16 protein-coding genes, 2 tRNA genes and 1 pseudogene are annotated in these 16844 nt (G+C 34.5%); 8 read left to right on the top strand and 11 right to left on the bottom strand.

Features of this window, described 5'->3' with window-relative positions:
* Positions 1-7: 7 nt before the first annotated feature.
* The gene (locus BMZ76_RS00525; protein ID WP_091202460.1) at positions 8-1150 is read left to right on the top strand and encodes an exo-beta-N-acetylmuramidase NamZ family protein; all 1143 of its coding nucleotides are present in this window, start codon (positions 8-10) and stop codon (positions 1148-1150) included.
* A gap of 306 nt (positions 1151-1456) precedes the next feature.
* On the opposite strand, the gene BMZ76_RS00520 is transcribed toward BMZ76_RS00525, so the two are convergent.
* Together BMZ76_RS00520 and BMZ76_RS00515 are read right to left on the bottom strand one after the other, a co-directional pair.
* Positions 1457-1529: transfer RNA gene (locus tag BMZ76_RS00520), tRNA-Met, on the bottom strand.
* Positions 1530-1561: 32 nt separating this feature from the next.
* Positions 1562-1634: transfer RNA gene (locus BMZ76_RS00515), tRNA-Met, on the bottom strand.
* 117 nt (positions 1635-1751) lie between these two features.
* Between BMZ76_RS00515 and era the strand changes: the two genes are divergently transcribed.
* Positions 1752-2633 (top strand): GTPase Era, encoded by an 882-nt coding sequence (gene era, locus BMZ76_RS00510; protein ID WP_091202458.1) that lies wholly within the window; start codon positions 1752-1754, stop codon positions 2631-2633.
* Between the two features lie 162 nt (positions 2634-2795).
* Here era and BMZ76_RS00505 read toward each other — a convergent pair whose 3' ends face one another.
* Positions 2796-3359, bottom strand: coding sequence for a hypothetical protein (locus BMZ76_RS00505; protein WP_091202453.1), 564 nt, complete (start codon positions 3357-3359; stop codon positions 2796-2798).
* Positions 3360-3400: 41 nt separating this feature from the next.
* On the opposite strand from BMZ76_RS00505, the gene der reads away from it, so the two are divergent.
* Together der and BMZ76_RS00495 are read left to right on the top strand one after the other, a co-directional pair.
* Positions 3401-4711, top strand: coding sequence for a ribosome biogenesis GTPase Der (der, locus tag BMZ76_RS00500; protein WP_039109002.1), 1311 nt, complete (start codon positions 3401-3403; stop codon positions 4709-4711).
* Between the two features lie 81 nt (positions 4712-4792).
* Positions 4793-5584 carry an SDR family oxidoreductase gene (locus tag BMZ76_RS00495; protein ID WP_091202451.1) on the top strand — a complete coding sequence of 264 codons (792 nt, stop codon included), beginning with the start codon at positions 4793-4795 and terminating at the stop codon, positions 5582-5584.
* A 97-nt stretch (positions 5585-5681) separates the two neighbouring features.
* Here BMZ76_RS00495 and BMZ76_RS00490 read toward each other — a convergent pair whose 3' ends face one another.
* The 8 genes and pseudogenes from BMZ76_RS00490 to BMZ76_RS00455 form a co-directional block, all read right to left on the bottom strand.
* Positions 5682-5924 carry a hypothetical protein gene (locus tag BMZ76_RS00490; protein ID WP_091203075.1) on the bottom strand — a complete coding sequence of 81 codons (243 nt, stop codon included), beginning with the start codon at positions 5922-5924 and terminating at the stop codon, positions 5682-5684.
* A gap of 133 nt (positions 5925-6057) precedes the next feature.
* On the bottom strand, positions 6058-6798 hold the full coding sequence (locus BMZ76_RS00485) for a DUF2490 domain-containing protein (RefSeq protein ID WP_091202449.1): 741 nt from the start codon (positions 6796-6798) through the stop codon (positions 6058-6060).
* A 190-nt stretch (positions 6799-6988) separates the two neighbouring features.
* Positions 6989-7609: pseudogene (locus BMZ76_RS00480) on the bottom strand (TonB-dependent receptor domain-containing protein); the annotation flags it as partial.
* Positions 7610-7764: 155 nt separating this feature from the next.
* On the bottom strand, positions 7765-8574 hold the full coding sequence (locus tag BMZ76_RS00475) for a TPM domain-containing protein (RefSeq protein WP_091202447.1): 810 nt from the start codon (positions 8572-8574) through the stop codon (positions 7765-7767).
* A complete protein-coding gene (locus tag BMZ76_RS00470) occupies positions 8574-9011 on the bottom strand; it encodes a TPM domain-containing protein (RefSeq protein ID WP_091202446.1) in 438 nt (145 codons plus the stop codon). The genes BMZ76_RS00475 and BMZ76_RS00470 overlap by 1 nt, the downstream gene beginning before the upstream one ends.
* 11 nt (positions 9012-9022) lie before the next feature.
* Complete coding sequence (locus BMZ76_RS00465) at positions 9023-9610, bottom strand: LemA family protein (RefSeq protein WP_091202444.1); 588 nt, start codon at positions 9608-9610, stop codon at positions 9023-9025.
* Between the two features lie 76 nt (positions 9611-9686).
* Positions 9687-10019 (bottom strand): MerR family transcriptional regulator, encoded by a 333-nt coding sequence (locus BMZ76_RS00460; RefSeq protein ID WP_091202441.1) that lies wholly within the window; start codon positions 10017-10019, stop codon positions 9687-9689.
* A gap of 101 nt (positions 10020-10120) precedes the next feature.
* Positions 10121-11098: a M23 family metallopeptidase gene (locus BMZ76_RS00455; RefSeq protein ID WP_091202438.1), complete on the bottom strand. Its 978-nt coding sequence runs from the start codon at positions 11096-11098 to the stop codon at positions 10121-10123.
* Positions 11099-11438: 340 nt separating this feature from the next.
* Here BMZ76_RS00455 and alaS point away from each other — a divergent pair, with 340 nt between their 5' ends.
* The 4 genes from alaS (at position 11439) to BMZ76_RS00435 (ending at position 16817) form a co-directional block, all read left to right on the top strand.
* Positions 11439-14093: an alanine--tRNA ligase gene (alaS, locus tag BMZ76_RS00450; protein ID WP_091202434.1), complete on the top strand. Its 2655-nt coding sequence runs from the start codon at positions 11439-11441 to the stop codon at positions 14091-14093.
* Positions 14094-14328: 235 nt separating this feature from the next.
* The gene (locus BMZ76_RS00445; protein WP_091202432.1) at positions 14329-15108 is read left to right on the top strand and encodes a hypothetical protein; all 780 of its coding nucleotides are present in this window, start codon (positions 14329-14331) and stop codon (positions 15106-15108) included.
* 129 nt (positions 15109-15237) lie between these two features.
* Positions 15238-16194, top strand: coding sequence for a GSCFA domain-containing protein (locus BMZ76_RS00440; RefSeq protein WP_091202431.1), 957 nt, complete (start codon positions 15238-15240; stop codon positions 16192-16194).
* Positions 16195-16196: 2 nt separating this feature from the next.
* Complete coding sequence (locus BMZ76_RS00435; RefSeq protein WP_091202430.1) at positions 16197-16817, top strand: DUF4230 domain-containing protein; 621 nt, start codon at positions 16197-16199, stop codon at positions 16815-16817.
* Positions 16818-16844: the final 27 nt, after the last annotated feature.

The raw sequence follows: 16844 nt of genomic DNA, 5'->3' as shown, positions 1-16844 counted from the left end.
TGATTCTATGAAAAAACTAACACTCATTTTTGTGCTACTGGCAACCGTTTCCTTTGCACAAAAGATAAAAACAGGAGCAGAGAACTGTACTCAATATTTGCCATTACTGAAAGGGAAATCAATTGGTATTGTAACCAACCAAACAGGAATTATTGATGAGAAAACACATTTGGTTGACTTTTTAGTTTCAAAAAAAGTGAAGATTAAAACCATTTTTGCTCCAGAGCATGGTTTTCGAGGTACCGCCGATGCTGGGGAACACGTATCGGATGAAATTGATACCAAAACAGGGTTGTCAATTATTTCGCTTTACGGTAAAAACAATAAACCAACTCCTGAGCAATTAAAGGGCATTGATATAATGATTTTTGATTTGCAAGATGTGGGAACAAGACTATATACGTATGTTTCAACCATGCATAGAATAATGGAAGTGTGTGCAGAAAACAATATTCCTTTAATCGTAATGGATCGTCCAAACCCAAATATTGCAATTATTGACGGTCCGGTTTTGGATATTGCTTTTCAAAGTGGAATTGGCATGCACCGAACTCCTTTGCTTCACGGAATGACTTTAGGCGAACACGCTAAAATGATCAATGGAGAAAAATGGTTAAAAAATAAGATTCAATGTAAATTGACTGTTATTCCATGTCTGAACTACGATAGAAGTAAGAGTTACAGCTTACCCGTTAGGCCTTCTCCAAATTTGCCGAATGACCAATCTATCAATTTGTATGTTAGCTTGTGTCTTTTTGAAGGTACTAATGTAAGTATGGGACGTGGCACAGAAAAACAATTTCAAATTTATGGTTCTCCTTTTTTGCCAAAAAGTGATTTTTCTTTCACTCCAAAACCTAATTTTGGTGACAAAAACCCTTTGTACAATGGGATAGAATGTTATGGAGAAGATTTATCTGCTGCTCCACGAATTGACAAACTTGAAATAAAATGGCTCATCAAAGCCTATCAAACTTCTGCAGAAAAATCAAAATTTTTTGACAAAAGAAAGTTTTCAATACGCGCTGGAAATGAAAAATTGCAACAGCAAATAGAAGCAGGCCTTTTGGAAGATGAGATAAGAAAAAGTTGGCAATTAGGTTTGCGAGACTTTAAAATAATGAGAGCGCCGTATCTAATTTATAATTAAAAATGGTCAATAGGATTCTAGTTTAAACTTCTTTTATTAACTATTTATATTTTGGATGCGAATTGTAGTTGTTTAAAAGCTTTCTAGTTTTTTTTAATCGTTTGATCGCTTGCTCAAAGCCCAGAAATTTTCAAGTAATTAAAGCGTTCGTAAGTCAGTTTAGAGGGGTTCAAAAAATTGATTTTTTCTTTTTTAGATTATCTAATTTTTTTACCTGATCCCCTACTTTTGAACTCAATCTTTTGGACATTAGAGAATGTAGTAAAAATGAAAAAACCCATCAAAATATTGATGGGTTTCTCTTAGTAGCGGGAACAGGACTCGAACCTGTGACCTTCGGGTTATGAGCCCGACGAGCTGCCTACTGCTCTATCGCGCGATGTGCTTTTGTGATTTCAATGTTATTCTTAGTAGCGGGAACAGGACTCGAACCTGTGACCTTCGGGTTATGAGCCCGACGAGCTGCCTACTGCTCTATCCCGCGTTGTTTCGGGTGCAAATGTACAACGAATTTCCGTATTTCCAATAAAAATTTTTAAAAATGTTTTATTTCATCTATTGACTTGATATGTCTACCTTTGCAAAATAAATTATAATAGAAATGTCACATAAAGCAGGTTTTGTAAACATCATCGGGAATCCAAATGTTGGGAAATCAACATTAATGAATGCCTTTGTTGGAGAAAGATTATCCATAATCACATCAAAAGCACAAACAACACGTCATAGAATTCTAGGAATTGTAAACGGGGAAGATTTTCAATTGATCTTATCGGATACACCCGGAATCATTAAGCCAGCCTACGAAATGCAGGCGTCCATGATGAATTTCGTTAAGTCCGCTTTTGAAGATGCTGACATTCTGATTTATATGGTGGAAATTGGAGAACAAGAATTGAAAGACGAAGCATTTTTTAATAAAATTATACACGCTACAATCCCAGTTCTGCTTTTATTAAACAAAATAGATAATTCGAATCAGGAACAACTTGAAGAGCAGGTGGCTTTCTGGACTGCGAAAGTTCCTAATGCGGAAATTTTTCCAATATCAGCTTTACAGAATTTTAATGTACCGGAAGTTTTTGGACGAATTATTGAATTGTTACCAGAATCGCCTGCGTACTACCCAAAAGATCAATTGACAGACAAACCGGAGCGTTTTTTTGTAAATGAAACCATTCGCGAAAAAATATTGTTAAATTATAGCAAAGAAATCCCATACGCAGTGGAAATTGTAACCGAAGAGTTTTTTGAAGATGAAAACATCATTAGAATCCGATCTTTGATTATGGTGGAACGCGATACCCAAAAAGGAATCATCATCGGACATAAAGGTGCCGCTTTGAAAAAAGTAGGAATGGAAGCCCGTGCTGATTTAGAAAAATTCTTTGGAAAACAAATTCATATTGAATTGTATGTGAAAGTGAATAAAAACTGGAGAAGCAACGTAAACATGTTGAAACGATTTGGTTATAACCAATAATTTTTTCTGTTACGTTTTTTTGAAAAATCAATATTGTAATTCAATTTCTGATATTGATTTTTTTTTTTAGCCCAGATAGCAGCGGCATCCTTTTGTGCAGTCCCGAAACTTCGGGACAGCACAAAAGATATAGCGGAGAGCTGGAATTGCTCCAAATAAAAACTAAGATTCTATAATCTCCAAAAATAAATTTTCCAGATCATTCATTTGGTTGTGGCCGTTACTTCGGATTTGTTTGGCTACAATATAGAGTAAAAACCAGGCGAAAACCATTAATCCCATTACTACTAAATCGAATGTTACGGGATTTTTCAGGATATAATCAGAATAAGCAATTCCCGAAAAAATCAAAAAGATTCCCGCAATAATAAAATGGAAGAACATAAAAAGTGTCCATAAAGTTGGGTCAGGGCCAAATAATGCTCTGACATGAGTCTCGTCTTGGTCTTTTGATTCCATTTCTAGATGTAAATGGGGAGACCAATACGCTTTTTTAGGTCCTTTTATGTTTAACCAAATGTGATAACCACGAATTTTAACGAAGTAATCTTTGGACTTGATTTGGGTGTAATTGGCAAATTTTACACGCAAAGCATCTATATTTTGCGGAACATCTTTGTAAAAACGTAAGCGAAGTCTGAGCTCATTATTAGCATCCATAGTAGTAAACTTGTAAGTATTAAAAAGATAAGGGTTTGCTAATATATCAAAAAAATTGATATTCATGGTTTTAAACACTACCTTTGCAAAATATTTGAATTTATATTATGAATAATATTGTTGCGATAGTAGGAAGACCTAATGTAGGGAAATCAACCCTTTTTAATAGGCTGATACAAAGAAGAGAAGCTATTGTAGATTCAGTATCGGGGGTTACCCGTGATAGAAACTATGGTAAAAGCGAGTGGAACGGAAAAGAGTTTTCTGTAATTGATACCGGCGGATATGTGCGTGGTTCTGATGATGTTTTTGAAGGAGAAATCCGTAAACAAGTGGAACTTGCCATTGATGAAGCTGATGTTATCATTTTTGTGGTTGATGTAGAAGAGGGGATTACTCCAATGGATGATGCCGTTGCGAGATTGTTGCGTAAAGTGACGAAACCGGTTTTACTTGCTGTAAATAAGGTGGATAATGCGATGCGTGAGAAAGATGCAATTGAATTTTACAATCTTGGTTTAGGCGAATATTATACGTTTGCCAGTATTTCAGGAAGCGGAACTGGAGATTTATTGGATGCATTGATTGATGCTTTTCCTATAAAACCAGAACCAACTCAGGAAGAAGTGGTATTGCCTCGTTTTGCAGTTGTAGGTCGTCCCAATGCCGGAAAATCAAGCTTTATTAATGCGTTAATTGGTAAAGACCGATATATTGTTACAGACATTGCGGGAACAACCCGTGATTCTATCGATACAAAATTTGACCGTTTTGGATTTGAATTCAACTTAGTTGACACTGCAGGAATCCGTCGTAAAGCGAAAGTGAAGGAAGATTTAGAGTTTTACTCGGTAATGCGTTCGGTTCGTGCAATTGAACACGCGGATATCTGTATCTTGATTATTGATGCAACTCGTGGATTTGAAGGTCAGGATCAAAGTATTTTTTGGTTGGCTGAAAAAAATCGTAAAGGTGTTGTAATCTTAGTGAACAAATGGGATTTAGTTGAAAAAGAAACGATGTCAACTCGTGATTATGAAGCTAAAATTAGAGAAGAATTAATGCCGTTTACGGATGTGCCTATTCTTTTTGTTTCGGCTTTAACAAAACAACGTTTGTTGAAAGCATTAGAAGCTACTGTAAAAGTTTTCGAAAACAGACAGCAACGTATCGCTACTTCAAAATTCAACGAATTCATGTTGAAAGTGATTGAAGCATACCCACCACCAGCAACAAAGGGGAAATATGTAAAAATTAAATATTGCATGCAATTGCCAACTCCAACACCACAATTTGTGTTTTTTGCTAATATGCCACAATATGTAAAAGAACCGTACAAGCGTTATCTGGAAAATAAAATTAGAGAAAACTGGGACTTTTCAGGCGTGCCAATCGATATTTATATCAGGGAGAAATAATCTTTATTTCCATAATTAAATTAGAAAGTTTATTGAGTTTGTAAAAGCTTGATAAACTTTTTTTATTTTTAGGAAAAAAATATGAACGCAAAAAACGATAAAGTTGTTTGGATTACTGGCGCTTCCAGCGGAATAGGAGAGGCTTTAGCGTATGAATTAGCTACTAAAAATTGCAAACTGATTCTTTCGGCACGAAATAGAGAAGCTTTAGAAATTGTAAAATCAAAATGTTCAAACACTGAAGTAATCATTTTACCTTTTGATTTAGTTGATTTTGACAATGCTAAAAATCATGTAGTAAAAGCTATTGCAGCCTTTGGAAAAATAGATGTACTTATCAATAATGGAGGCGTCAGCCAACGTTCCCTGATTATAGAGACCGATTTTGAGGTCGATAAAAAATTAATCGAAGTTGATTATCTCGGAACGGTTGCGCTGACAAAAGCGTTATTGCCTCATTTTATCAAAAACAAGAAAGGTCATTTTGTTACTGTAACTAGTTTGATGGGGAAATTCGGGTCGCCGTACCGTTCCGGATATTGCGGTGCAAAACATGCCTTACATGGTTTTTTTGATGTGTTGAGAATGGAACATCAAAAAGATAATATTAATGTGACGCTCGTCTGTCCTGGATTTATTCAAACGAATGTGGCCAAAAACGCATTGACGGCAGACGGATCAAAACAGAATATAGATGATACGGCAACTCAAAATGGAATGCCAACAAGTGTTTTTGCCAAAAAATTTGTGGAATCCGTTGAGTCTGAAAAATTTGAAGTTTATATTGGTGGTAAAGAAATTATGGGAGTTTATTTGAAACGATTTTTTCCTAAATGGTTGCATTATTTTGTTTTAAATAGTAAAGTGAGATAAATTTTAATAGTAGCTAATGAAAATTAAAATCAGAAATTCATAGGAGTAGAAAATCCCGAGCAATCGGGATTTTTTGGGTTAAAATGGATTCGAATGATTAGCTTTCTTCTTTTTCCTCTTCCAAAGTTTCCATAGGATGATCACCGTACCAATCTTTGAATGTTTTTGTAGTTTTATAATCATCAGTAAGGACGGTATATACCATTAATAGTATTAATGGAATACCAACGCAATATAGGGTCATTATTACCGGTAAAGCAACATTAGTTTGACATAAACCGGCAAATACAAAAACATAAATGGTAGTGAACCAAACGAGTTTAATTGCAAAATTTTTCATGGTCATATCTTTTAACTAAAGTTACGCCATGAATTGCAAATATTAAGTTAATGTATTGACAATCAATCTTTAAAATGATACTGATGATTTCTTTCTTGTATTCTTACAATCGATTACGGATTCTCAATTCAATTTAACCCTTTTTTTGGATTTTTATTTTGTGGTAAATACTAAATCGAATGATGTCTCTGTTGAAATAATCGACTCCGCCAACTCGTCTTTGGAAGCTGTTTAAGTAACCTAGTTCAAATGCTAAATTGGCATTCATGCCATAGTGTATTGCGGCATAAATTCTATTTTGATCAAACGTATTTTTGATGATTTTTTCTCCAAAATTGAACATTATTTCATCGGATACTACTGCTTTTAATAATTGTTTTTCTTTTCTCCAAAAAGTATAATCACCTTGAAGTCGGTATCTAAATCTCCACGAAAATGCGCTGCCTGGCAACAACTCTTCCTTATTGGCATTGTGAATAAATCGCTCTTCTATTTGAAATCGTTGCATCAATGTTACTTGCTTAACGTTTATTTTCAATGTAATATCTTGTTGTCCCCGGTATTCAGGTACGTTGAAATCATTGTTTGTTTCTTGGACTTGTGTGTCAACAGAGAAATAAGCAAAGCCAAAACCGGTCTCTAAATAATCATTGATTTTATAACGTCCTTGAAAGCGAACTACATATAAATTCCTCTGTATTGGTTTTATAAAAAGCCGGTTGTCAAATTCAGAATGTAAAGACCATTTATCATTTAATAGCAATTGATTGTAATAGCGCGACCAAAGAATACTTTGATGATCTATATTTTTCCCCGTTTGTGCTTGACAGAGTACCGATACAAATAAAAAGATAATGGTTCTAATGGTTTTCACGAAGTTTTATTTGAATTTTTGCAAATTTACATAAAGTCTATAAATCCTATAGAGTTTGTTACTTTTTTTTTAAAGTATTTTAATAAGTTGAAATTATTAATTATGTTATAGAAAAAGTTAAAACAGCATTGTTAAAACCTAAGTTTTAACAATGCTGTTTTAAATTAGATGTTTCTCGAAGTTATTGTGTTTACAATGAATAGCGTAGTGTAATTCCATAAGTTCTCTGATCGCCTAATACTCCTGCATATTGTCCGGAATTTCCGCCGGCAGGTAGTAGTTGTTCGTAATAATCTTTATCTAAAAGGTTACGTCCCCAGAATTGTACAGAAAAACCATCCGTTGCACGAAAACCCAAACGAGCATTGAATAGGGCATAACCCTGAACTACTAAATATTTTGAAGCAGATGGACTTGAAGAGAATTCAGAACGTGCGTAAGAATCAATTCCAAGGAATGTTTTTCCTGTATTCCCAAAAAATCTTGCTTTGTTTGAAAATTCACCTCCTAAAGATCCTGCCCATTTTGAAGCACCTGGCAACGCAGTTCCGGAAACATCTTTAAAGGATACTGCTGCTCCTGTTTCTTCCAACGGAAGAGGTGCATTTGTAAATTTAACATATTTACTATCTGTATAGGTCGCTGCACCATTAATGGTAAAATGTTTACTGATTACAAAACTGGCATCCAATTCTACTCCTTTTACCTTTACTTTATCTGCATTGGCGAGATATCCACGGTTTACACCTAATTCAGCTGCCTGTACATTAGTTTGAAAATCTTTGATATCGGTATTAAAAAAGGTTAAATTGAGTCTAAGATTTAATTTTGAAACACCTGATTAGATGTTTACTCAAAAAGTTGTATTTTTAACTTGAATCCTGCGAATAAAAATTATTTACAATATAAAAAAGCCTTTAATTTTTTGATTTTCAATATTTGTTTTATCAAGAAGGAAACTGGATACTACCAACCTCCACCAGATCCACCACCAGAGAAACCTCCGCCGCCAAATCCACCGCCGAAACCTCCACCGCCAAATCCACCACCAGATGAACCTCCGCCGAAACCACCTCCGCCACTGTTTCTGCCTAGGCTACTCAGAATAATGACATCCAACAAACTAGGTCCTATTCCGCCACCTCTGTTGCCAGAATTTCCTCCGCCTTTGTTTCGCGATATCAGCACTAATATAATGATGACAATAATAATGAGAGGCAAAATGGGGAATCCTTTATCTTTAATTGTTTTTACGCGTTCTCCTTTGTACTTTCCTTTAAAAACATCAATCAATGCATCCGTTCCTTTATCAAGTCCTTTGTAATAACTTCCCGCTTTAAATTCAGGAATAATAATATTTCGGGTAATTTCTCCACCGATACCTGCTGTTAATCGATCTTCAAGACCATAACCTGCGGAGATCCATATTTTCCTTTCGGCTTTAGCCAATAAAATAAGAACTCCGTTGTCATTTTTTGCTGTTCCTCCAATTCCCCAAGTCTGTCCCCATTTTGGTGTAAGAATACCAATATCTTCCCCTTTAAGAGTTTCTATCGTAACAATCACAATTTGAGTGGTTGTAGAATCAGAATATTTGATCAGTTTTTCTTCTAATTGTGCTTTTTCTGTTGCGCTTAAAACATTCGCATAATCATAAACAGAAGTCTGTAAAGTTGGTTTTTCAGGAATGGTAAATTGCGCAAAGCCAATTTGTGTGAGTAACAAACAAACAAACAGCTTTAGGAAAATTATAGTATTCTTTTTTTGTAATAGCATTATCCTCTAGATATTTCGTTTGATAATTCATTTGTGTCGCCTTCCAGCCAAGGGAAATATTTCTGCAATTGCTCTCCGGCTCTGGTAACTCCGTCAATTAGACCTTGTTTGAAATCTCCTTTTTTGAACTCTGCTACCATAATATCTCGGGTACAATTCCAAAAATCATCTTGAACAACATCATTAATGCCTTTGTCACCACAAATTACAAAATGTCTGTCTTCTACAGCTAAGTAAATCAAAACACCATTTTGAAGTTCGGTTTCATCCATTTTTAGTTCATGAAAAACTTCCATGGCACGATCATACGCATCCATGGAAGTTGTTTTTTCTATATGAACTCTAATCTCGCCAGAAGTATTTTTTTCAGCCATGCGAATAGCTTCAACAATTTCTTGTTCTTCTTCTTTGGTTAAAAAATCTTCTACTTTTGACATTGTTTTTTAGATTAGAATTTTACTTCAACTGGTTTATCAGCACCTTCAACTGAAGTAAAGTATGCTTTCTCTTTAAATCCAAACAATCCGGCAAATAGGCTATTTGGGAACGTTTTGATATGAGAATTATAGGGTTTAACAGCTTCGTTAAAACGCGTTCTTGCGGTTAGAATTTGATTTTCTGTACTCGCCAATTCATCCTGTAATTTCAAGAAGTTTTGGTTCGCTTTCAATTCAGGATACGCTTCAACAGTTACTAATAATCTTGATAATGCTGATGAAACGCCACTTTGTGCTTTGTTGAATTCTGCTAATTGTTCCGGAGTAATATTGGCAGGATCAACATTTACTGATGTCGCTTTAGAACGAGCTTCAATAACGGCCGTCAATGTACTTTTTTCAAAATCAGCGGCACCTTTTACGGTATTTACTAAGTTTCCTATAAGGTCATTTCTTCTTTGATACGCAGTTTGGACATCACCCCAAGATTGTTCTACATTTTGGTTTAACGTTACTGCAGTATTGTTAATTCCTTTAACCCAGCTGTAAATTACAAAAATTACAACCGCTCCGATAATCCAAGGCAAAAATCTTCTCATGTTTATTTAATTTAATGTTTATTATTTAGTTTTTATTTTTAATTGATTTTTTAGAAATGCAATTGTCATTGTACTTCTAAAGTTCGTTTTTAATATTTGTTAATTGTGTGCGTATCGTTTCTAATTTTCTAATAATTTCAAACTTGTCCAATGTCTTCTTTTGTCCTTCTTTCAAATGGGTTTTGGCACCTTCCAGCGTAAAACCTCTTTCTTTCACTAAATGATAAATCAATTGTAAATTAGTGATATCTTCCGGAGTAAACATTCGATTGCCTTTAGCATTCTTTTTTGGTTTCAGAATATCAAATTCATTGTCCCAAAAACGAATCAGCGATGCATTCACGTCAAATGCTTTGGCCACTTCGCCAATGCTGTGATATCTTTTGTCTTTAGATAATTCAATATGCATATCTATTTTTATTTTTTTTGTCCAGTTGAATTAGTCACTGAATACTATTTTTTATCTTCTTACTGAACACTGCCAACCGAATACTGAACACTATTTTTGTGTTAGTCTAATGATTGATTCTCTTGGTTCGCCAATTGCGCGATGACAACATACTCCACTGCCGAAATATTTCCGTAATAAAAATTAAGCGGATTCACCACTTTTTTATCCTTATGTACCTCATAATGCAAGTGCGGCCCTTCAGATCTTCCCGTGCTTCCCACATATCCTATAACATCACCTCGTTTTACGCGTTGTCCGGCTCTGGCTTTATATTTGCTCAAATGTGCGTATAAAGTTTCGTACCCAAATCCATGCCGAATAACAATATGATTTCCATATCCTGAGGCGGTATTGTCTGCTTTTGCTACAAATCCGTCGCCAGTGGCATAAATGGGAGATCCAGTTTTAGCTGTAAAATCCATACCTTCGTGCATTTTTCTTGCTTTTGTAAAAGGATCCGTTCGGTATCCAAAACCAGAGGCCATTTGTTTTAAATTTTCATTTTGTACTGGCTGAATAGCAGGAATAGCTGACAAAAAATCACTTTTGGCTTCTGCCAATTTTAAAATCGCATCCAGTGATTTGGACTGAATCGACAATTCTTTGCTCAGGACATCAATCCTTTTTGTGGTATTGATAACCAACTGTGAATTGTCGTAACCTTCTAATAATTGATACCCGTTTTTTCCCGAGAATCCCGCTTTCCGAATAGAATCCGGAATAGCTGATTTGTTAAAATACACACGATACAAATTATTATCCCGATCTTCAATAACATCAACAACGCCATTTAACTGATCTATTTTTTTATTTAAAATGGCGTAATTCAATCTCAAATTTTCAATTTCACGCGCTTGCAAACGATCTTTTGGCGTTTCAAAATAAGGAGTATTCAATAAAATTATAAAACTCAAAAAACCAAACAGCGCCGATGCCAATAAAAACAGGATAATAACACCAAATTTTCTTCTTTTTCGTGTCTTTATTTTTCTATAGGCTAGATTTTCGGAATCGTAATAATATTTTACTTTCGACATATTTTAAAATACCCTATTTTTGCACACTGTAAAAGGTTAGACGAACAAATTTAAGAAATGTTTCATTTGTTACACCTTTTTTTTAGGAATAAATAAAATAATGTGCCTATTCCAGCTATTCGTTGCAAGTTCTCGTTCATACCTCTTTTTTTCAAATGAGCCAGCAGGAGCTTCCTACGGTCGCTCTGCCACCTCAAGAAAAAATAGATGTATAAATCTCGAAGCTTTTCACTTTTATCTGGGGCAAAAGAAATTAAACGATTTAATGATTTTAAGATTGAAAATTTCAATTCTAAATAATCTTTAAATTTTTGAATCTTTAAATATTTAAATTAAAAAAATGAAATCACAAGACGTACGTAAACAATTTCTGGATTTTTTCGCATCAAAAGGGCACTTAATCGTTCCATCAGCACCTATAGTTTTAAAGGATGATCCAACCTTGATGTTCAATAATTCAGGAATGGCACAGTTCAAAGAATATTTTTTGGGTAATGGAACGCCAAAAAGCACCAGAATTGCCGATACGCAAAAATGCCTTCGTGTTTCAGGAAAACATAATGATTTGGAAGATGTAGGTTTTGATACGTATCATCACACCATGTTTGAAATGTTGGGGAACTGGTCTTTTGGGGATTATTTCAAAAAAGAAGCTATCACCTGGGCTTGGGAACTTTTGACAGAAGTGTACAAAATCCCTAAAGAAAATTTATACGTTTCTGTTTTTGAAGGAAATCCAGAAGAAAACGTACCGTTCGATCGGGAAGCTTGGGATATTTGGAAGGGATTGATTGACGAAGACCGAATCATTCTTGGAAACAAGAAAGATAATTTCTGGGAAATGGGAGATCAAGGACCTTGCGGACCGTGTTCAGAAATTCACGTTGATATTCGTTCTGCAGAAGAAAAAGCTTTAGTTTCAGGGAAAAGTTTGGTGAATAATGACCATCCGCAAGTAGTGGAAATCTGGAACAATGTATTTATGGAATTTAACCGTAAAGCAGATGGTTCTCTGGAAAAGTTACCTGCAAAACACGTGGATACCGGGATGGGATTTGAGCGCTTGTGCATGGCGTTACAAGGCAAAACGTCTAATTATGACACGGATGTTTTTACGCCACTTATTGAAAAGGTAGAACAAATTACAGGATTAAAATACACTTTAAACGAAGTTTTAAATAACAGCGAAGAGCAAAATAAAACCAATATCGCCATTCGTGTAGTGGTCGATCACGTTCGTGCCGTAGCTTTTGCTATTGCCGACGGGCAATTGCCATCAAACACTGGCGCAGGATATGTAATTCGTAGAATTTTGCGTCGTGCAATTCGTTACGGATTTACGTTTTTGAATACCAAAGAACCGTTTATCAATCAATTGGTAGCCGTTTTGGCCAAGCAAATGGGTGAATTTTTTCCGGAAATCAAATCGCAAGAACAATTGGTTACGAATGTAATTCGCGAAGAAGAAGCATCGTTCTTAAGAACGTTAGACCAAGGATTACAGTTGTTAGATAAAGTTATCGAAGAGGAAAAAGCCTTTCCTTCGGAAGGGTTGGGGAGGATTTCCGGTACTAAAGCATTTGAATTATATGATACTTTTGGATTTCCAATTGACTTGACAGCATTAATTCTTAAAGAAAAAGGATTGGAACTGGATGAAGCAGGTTTTAACACTGCCATGCAAGCTCAAAAAAATCGTTCCCGTGCAGCATCAGAACTTTCTACCGAAGATTGGTCCGTGTTGATTCCAGGAAATGTAGAAACATTTGTGGGTTACGATCAATCAGAAAGTGACGTAAAAATCACTCGTATTCGTAAAATTGACAGTAAAAAGGACGGGATTTTATACCAGATCGTTTTAGATAACACGCCATTCTATCCAGAAGGTGGAGGGCAAGTGGGTGATAAAGGAACTTTGGTTTCAGCAAATGAAACTATTGAAATCATCGATACTAAAAAAGAAAATAACCTGATTTTGCATTTTACAAAACAATTACCGGAAAATATAAACGCTGGTTTTGTTGCTAAAGTAAATCAGGATTTGAGAAGTTTGTCTTCCAGAAATCATTCTGCCACACATTTAATGCATCAGGCGTTGAGAAGTATTCTTGGAACGCATGTAGAACAAAAAGGTTCTTTAGTAAATCCAAATTATTTGCGTTTTGACTTTTCTCATTTTGCTAAAATGACAGAAACCGAATTGCAACAAGTGGAAGATTTTGTAAACGCAAGAATTCAAGAGCAATTGCAGTTGGTTGAAAGAAGAAATATTCCTTTTGCGCAAGCAGTTCAAGAAGGAGCAATGGCGTTGTTTGGAGAAAAATATGGAGATGAGGTTCGTGCGATTAAATTTGGCGAAAGCATGGAATTATGTGGTGGAATCCATGTAAAAAATACGGCTGAAATCTGGCATTTCAAAATTGTTTCTGAAGGAGCAGTTGCTGCTGGAATTCGTCGAATCGAAGCGATTACAAGTGAGGCGGTAAAAGCACATTTTGCATCGTATGAAAATACGTTGAATGAAGTAAAAACAGCCTTGAAAAATCCTCAGGATATTTTGAAAGCCGTTCATTCTATGCAGGAAGAAAATGCCAAATTAACGAAGCAAATTGAGGCTTTGGTAAAAGATAAAGTTAAAAATTTGAAAGCGAGTTTGATTGCTGAAATTCAGGAAATAAACGGCGTTCAATTCTTGGCTAAACAAGTAGATTTGAATGCTGAAGGGGCAAAAGATTTGGCGTATGAATTAGGAAATTTAGGAAATAACGTATTTTTAGTTTTAGCTACAGCCGAGGAAGAAAAACCAATGTTAACCTGTTATGTTTCTAAAGAATTAGTTGCGGAGAAAAACCTAAATGCTGGGCAAGTTGTTCGCGAATTGGGTAAATTTATCCAAGGCGGCGGCGGCGGGCAACCGTTTTTTGCGACAGCGGGTGGAAAGAATGTAGCTGGAATTCAACAAGCATTGGAGAACGCTATTGAGTTTGTGAAATAGCTTGAATATATTTTTAATTATAAAAACCCTTTTAGATTTATGATCTAAGAGGGTTTATTTTTTAACGACAATACCTTGTTTTAGTATTTTTATGTAGCATTAAAATTAGATTCAAAAGCAGTAGTTTGACTGAAATATAAGGATTATAACGATGAATATTGTGGAGAAAATTTTATTTGTTTAGATTTAAAATCTTTTGTGCCAAAAATTAAATGGTAGAAGCGATAAGTTTATTATGAAAAATAAAATAGTTCTACTTTGGGTCTTATCGGTTTTTGTATTGACACTATCTTCGTGTTCAAATGATTTGGAAGATAATATAAAATTGCTGAAGAAAGTTGTTGAAACTTCAGAAGAAGGCATTTCAGAAACAACTTTATTCAATTATAATGGCAATGAGATCGTGAGTATTGATGGGGCTCAGAAACGTACTGATTTTATATATACAGATGGTTTAATCAAAAAAACGGTACTGCTTAACAAAAAAAATCAGCTTCAGGAGACTATTGAATACAGTTATCTAAAAGGTAAATTATCCGAAGTGCAATCTTTGGGTAATTACAGAATCAGGTACATTCATAATTCCGATGAAACGGTATCTTATGAAAGATTTACGATTGTTTCAACAAATCAGCAAGTAAAAGAATTTCACGGCACGTTGTATTTTGAAAATGAAAATTTGATCAAAGACGATCGAATATTAGACAATGCTAACGCCGGAGTTATCTCGAATTACAGCGTAAGCTATGATTATGATGTTGAGAAAAATCCATTGTTTCAAGTTACGGGGTTCAGAGAATTACTAAATCAAAGTGAAAAAATTTCGCTAAATAATACTGTAATCAGCACTGTGATTAAAAGTGTTTCAGAAGATGACCAAATATCGTCATCAGCTATTATATATAAAAGCTTTTATACTTACGATTTGGAAAATTATCCAAAAGAACGGGTTTCAGAAACGGCAATTTTTGCTAATGGGAATACGGGTTATTTGAAAACACAATATTTCTACTAAGGGAAACATTTATTTTATGGCAACCCTTTCAAATTTTAAAACTGTCAAAGGGTTTTTATGCCAATGAAAAAAGAATTAAACCTCATTTAATTCGCTAAAATTATTGAAATTTGTAGCAAATAGAAAGTAATGCAATTCAGAACCCAAATCCCCATTTCCAAAAGTAATTGTCCAATAGAGTATAATTCTAAAATTATGTCTTTGGGATCTTGTTTTGCGGTAAATATGGCGGAGAAACTGGACTATTTTAAATTTCAAAATAGCTGTAATCCATTTGGTATTTTATTTCATCCATTAGCGATTGAAAAGCTCATTGATTTTGCTGTTTCTGGAAAACAATTTACAGATAACGATATTTTTTTTCATAATGAACGCTGGCATTGTTTTGATGTGCATTCGGATTTGAGTAATTCAAATAAAGAGGATTTATTAGCATCCTTAAATGCACTAATCAAATCAACAAATCAACACATAACCGAATCGACACATATCATCATCACGTATGGAACATCGTGGATTTATCGAAACATAGAAAGCGATTTTATTGTGGCGAATTGCCATAAAGTGCCACAAAAGCAGTTCAAGAAAGAATTACTTTCTATTGGAGAAATAGAAGAAAGTATTGCGAAAACAATCAAATTAATTCATGGTGTAAATCCCAATTGCACTATTATTTTCACCGTTTCTCCAGTGCGTCACATCAAAGATGGTTTTGTAGAAAATCAGTGGAGCAAATCTAACTTGATTTCGGCTATTCACAGTGTTCTAGGTACTGAACACTGTGAATTGAACACAGAATACTTTCCCAGCTACGAAATCATGATGGATGAACTTCGGGATTACCGTTTTTATGCCGAAGATATGTTACATCCCAATCAAGTGGCCATCAATTATATTTGGAAACGTTATAAGGAAACTACAATTTCTGAAACTGCTTTTGCGACGATGGATGAAGTTTCAACTATTCAAAAAAGTCTTTCGCACAAGCCTTTTAATCCGAAATCTGAAAGTCATTTGAAATTTGAGTCTAAAGTCAGAGAAAAAATCACTAAATTGGAATCAGAATATTCATTCATGAAATTTTAATTATGCTTAGAAGAATACTTATTGCAATCGCAGTTATCGGTGGAATATTTTTATTATTCAAATTTTGTGACTTTAAGAAAAACGATGATGAAGACATCAGTTACAATACTAATCTCATTCAACAACAAATTCTAAATGTTGGAAAATTAGTTGTTACTGAAGGTCATTTCTCAGAAGTGATTACCTATAAGAATCAGCAGAAATACTTATTGGATATGCTTTCATTCGAGAAAAAAGCATTAGTGATTGTCAATGCCGATGTGACTGTTGCCTATGATTTGCACAAAATGAAATACGATATTGATGAAAAAAATAAAACAATCACAATTATTAGTATTCCCAAAGAAGAAATAAAAATTAGCCCTGATATTCAGTTTTACAACGTCGAACAAAGTAAATTGAATCCATTTACTGGAGATGATTACAATAAAATTAATAAATCTGTAAAAGCAAATTTAGCCAAGAAAATTGAAAAATCGTCACTAAAAACAAATGCTCAAAATCGATTGATAAGTGAATTGTCTAAAATATTGATTCTGACCAATACCATGGGTTGGAAATTACAATACGAAGGAAAAGTAATTGAAAGCGAAAAAGATTTTGGAAAGCAAATTAAATTGTAATTTAAAAAATGAACCGCAAATAAAGAG

It is taken from the genome of Flavobacterium xueshanense, from assembly GCF_900112975.1.
Lineage (GTDB): Bacteria > Bacteroidota > Bacteroidia > Flavobacteriales > Flavobacteriaceae > Flavobacterium > Flavobacterium xueshanense.
The sequence above is the reverse complement of the archived record's forward strand: the minus strand, read 5'-3'. Positions and strand labels throughout refer to the sequence as shown.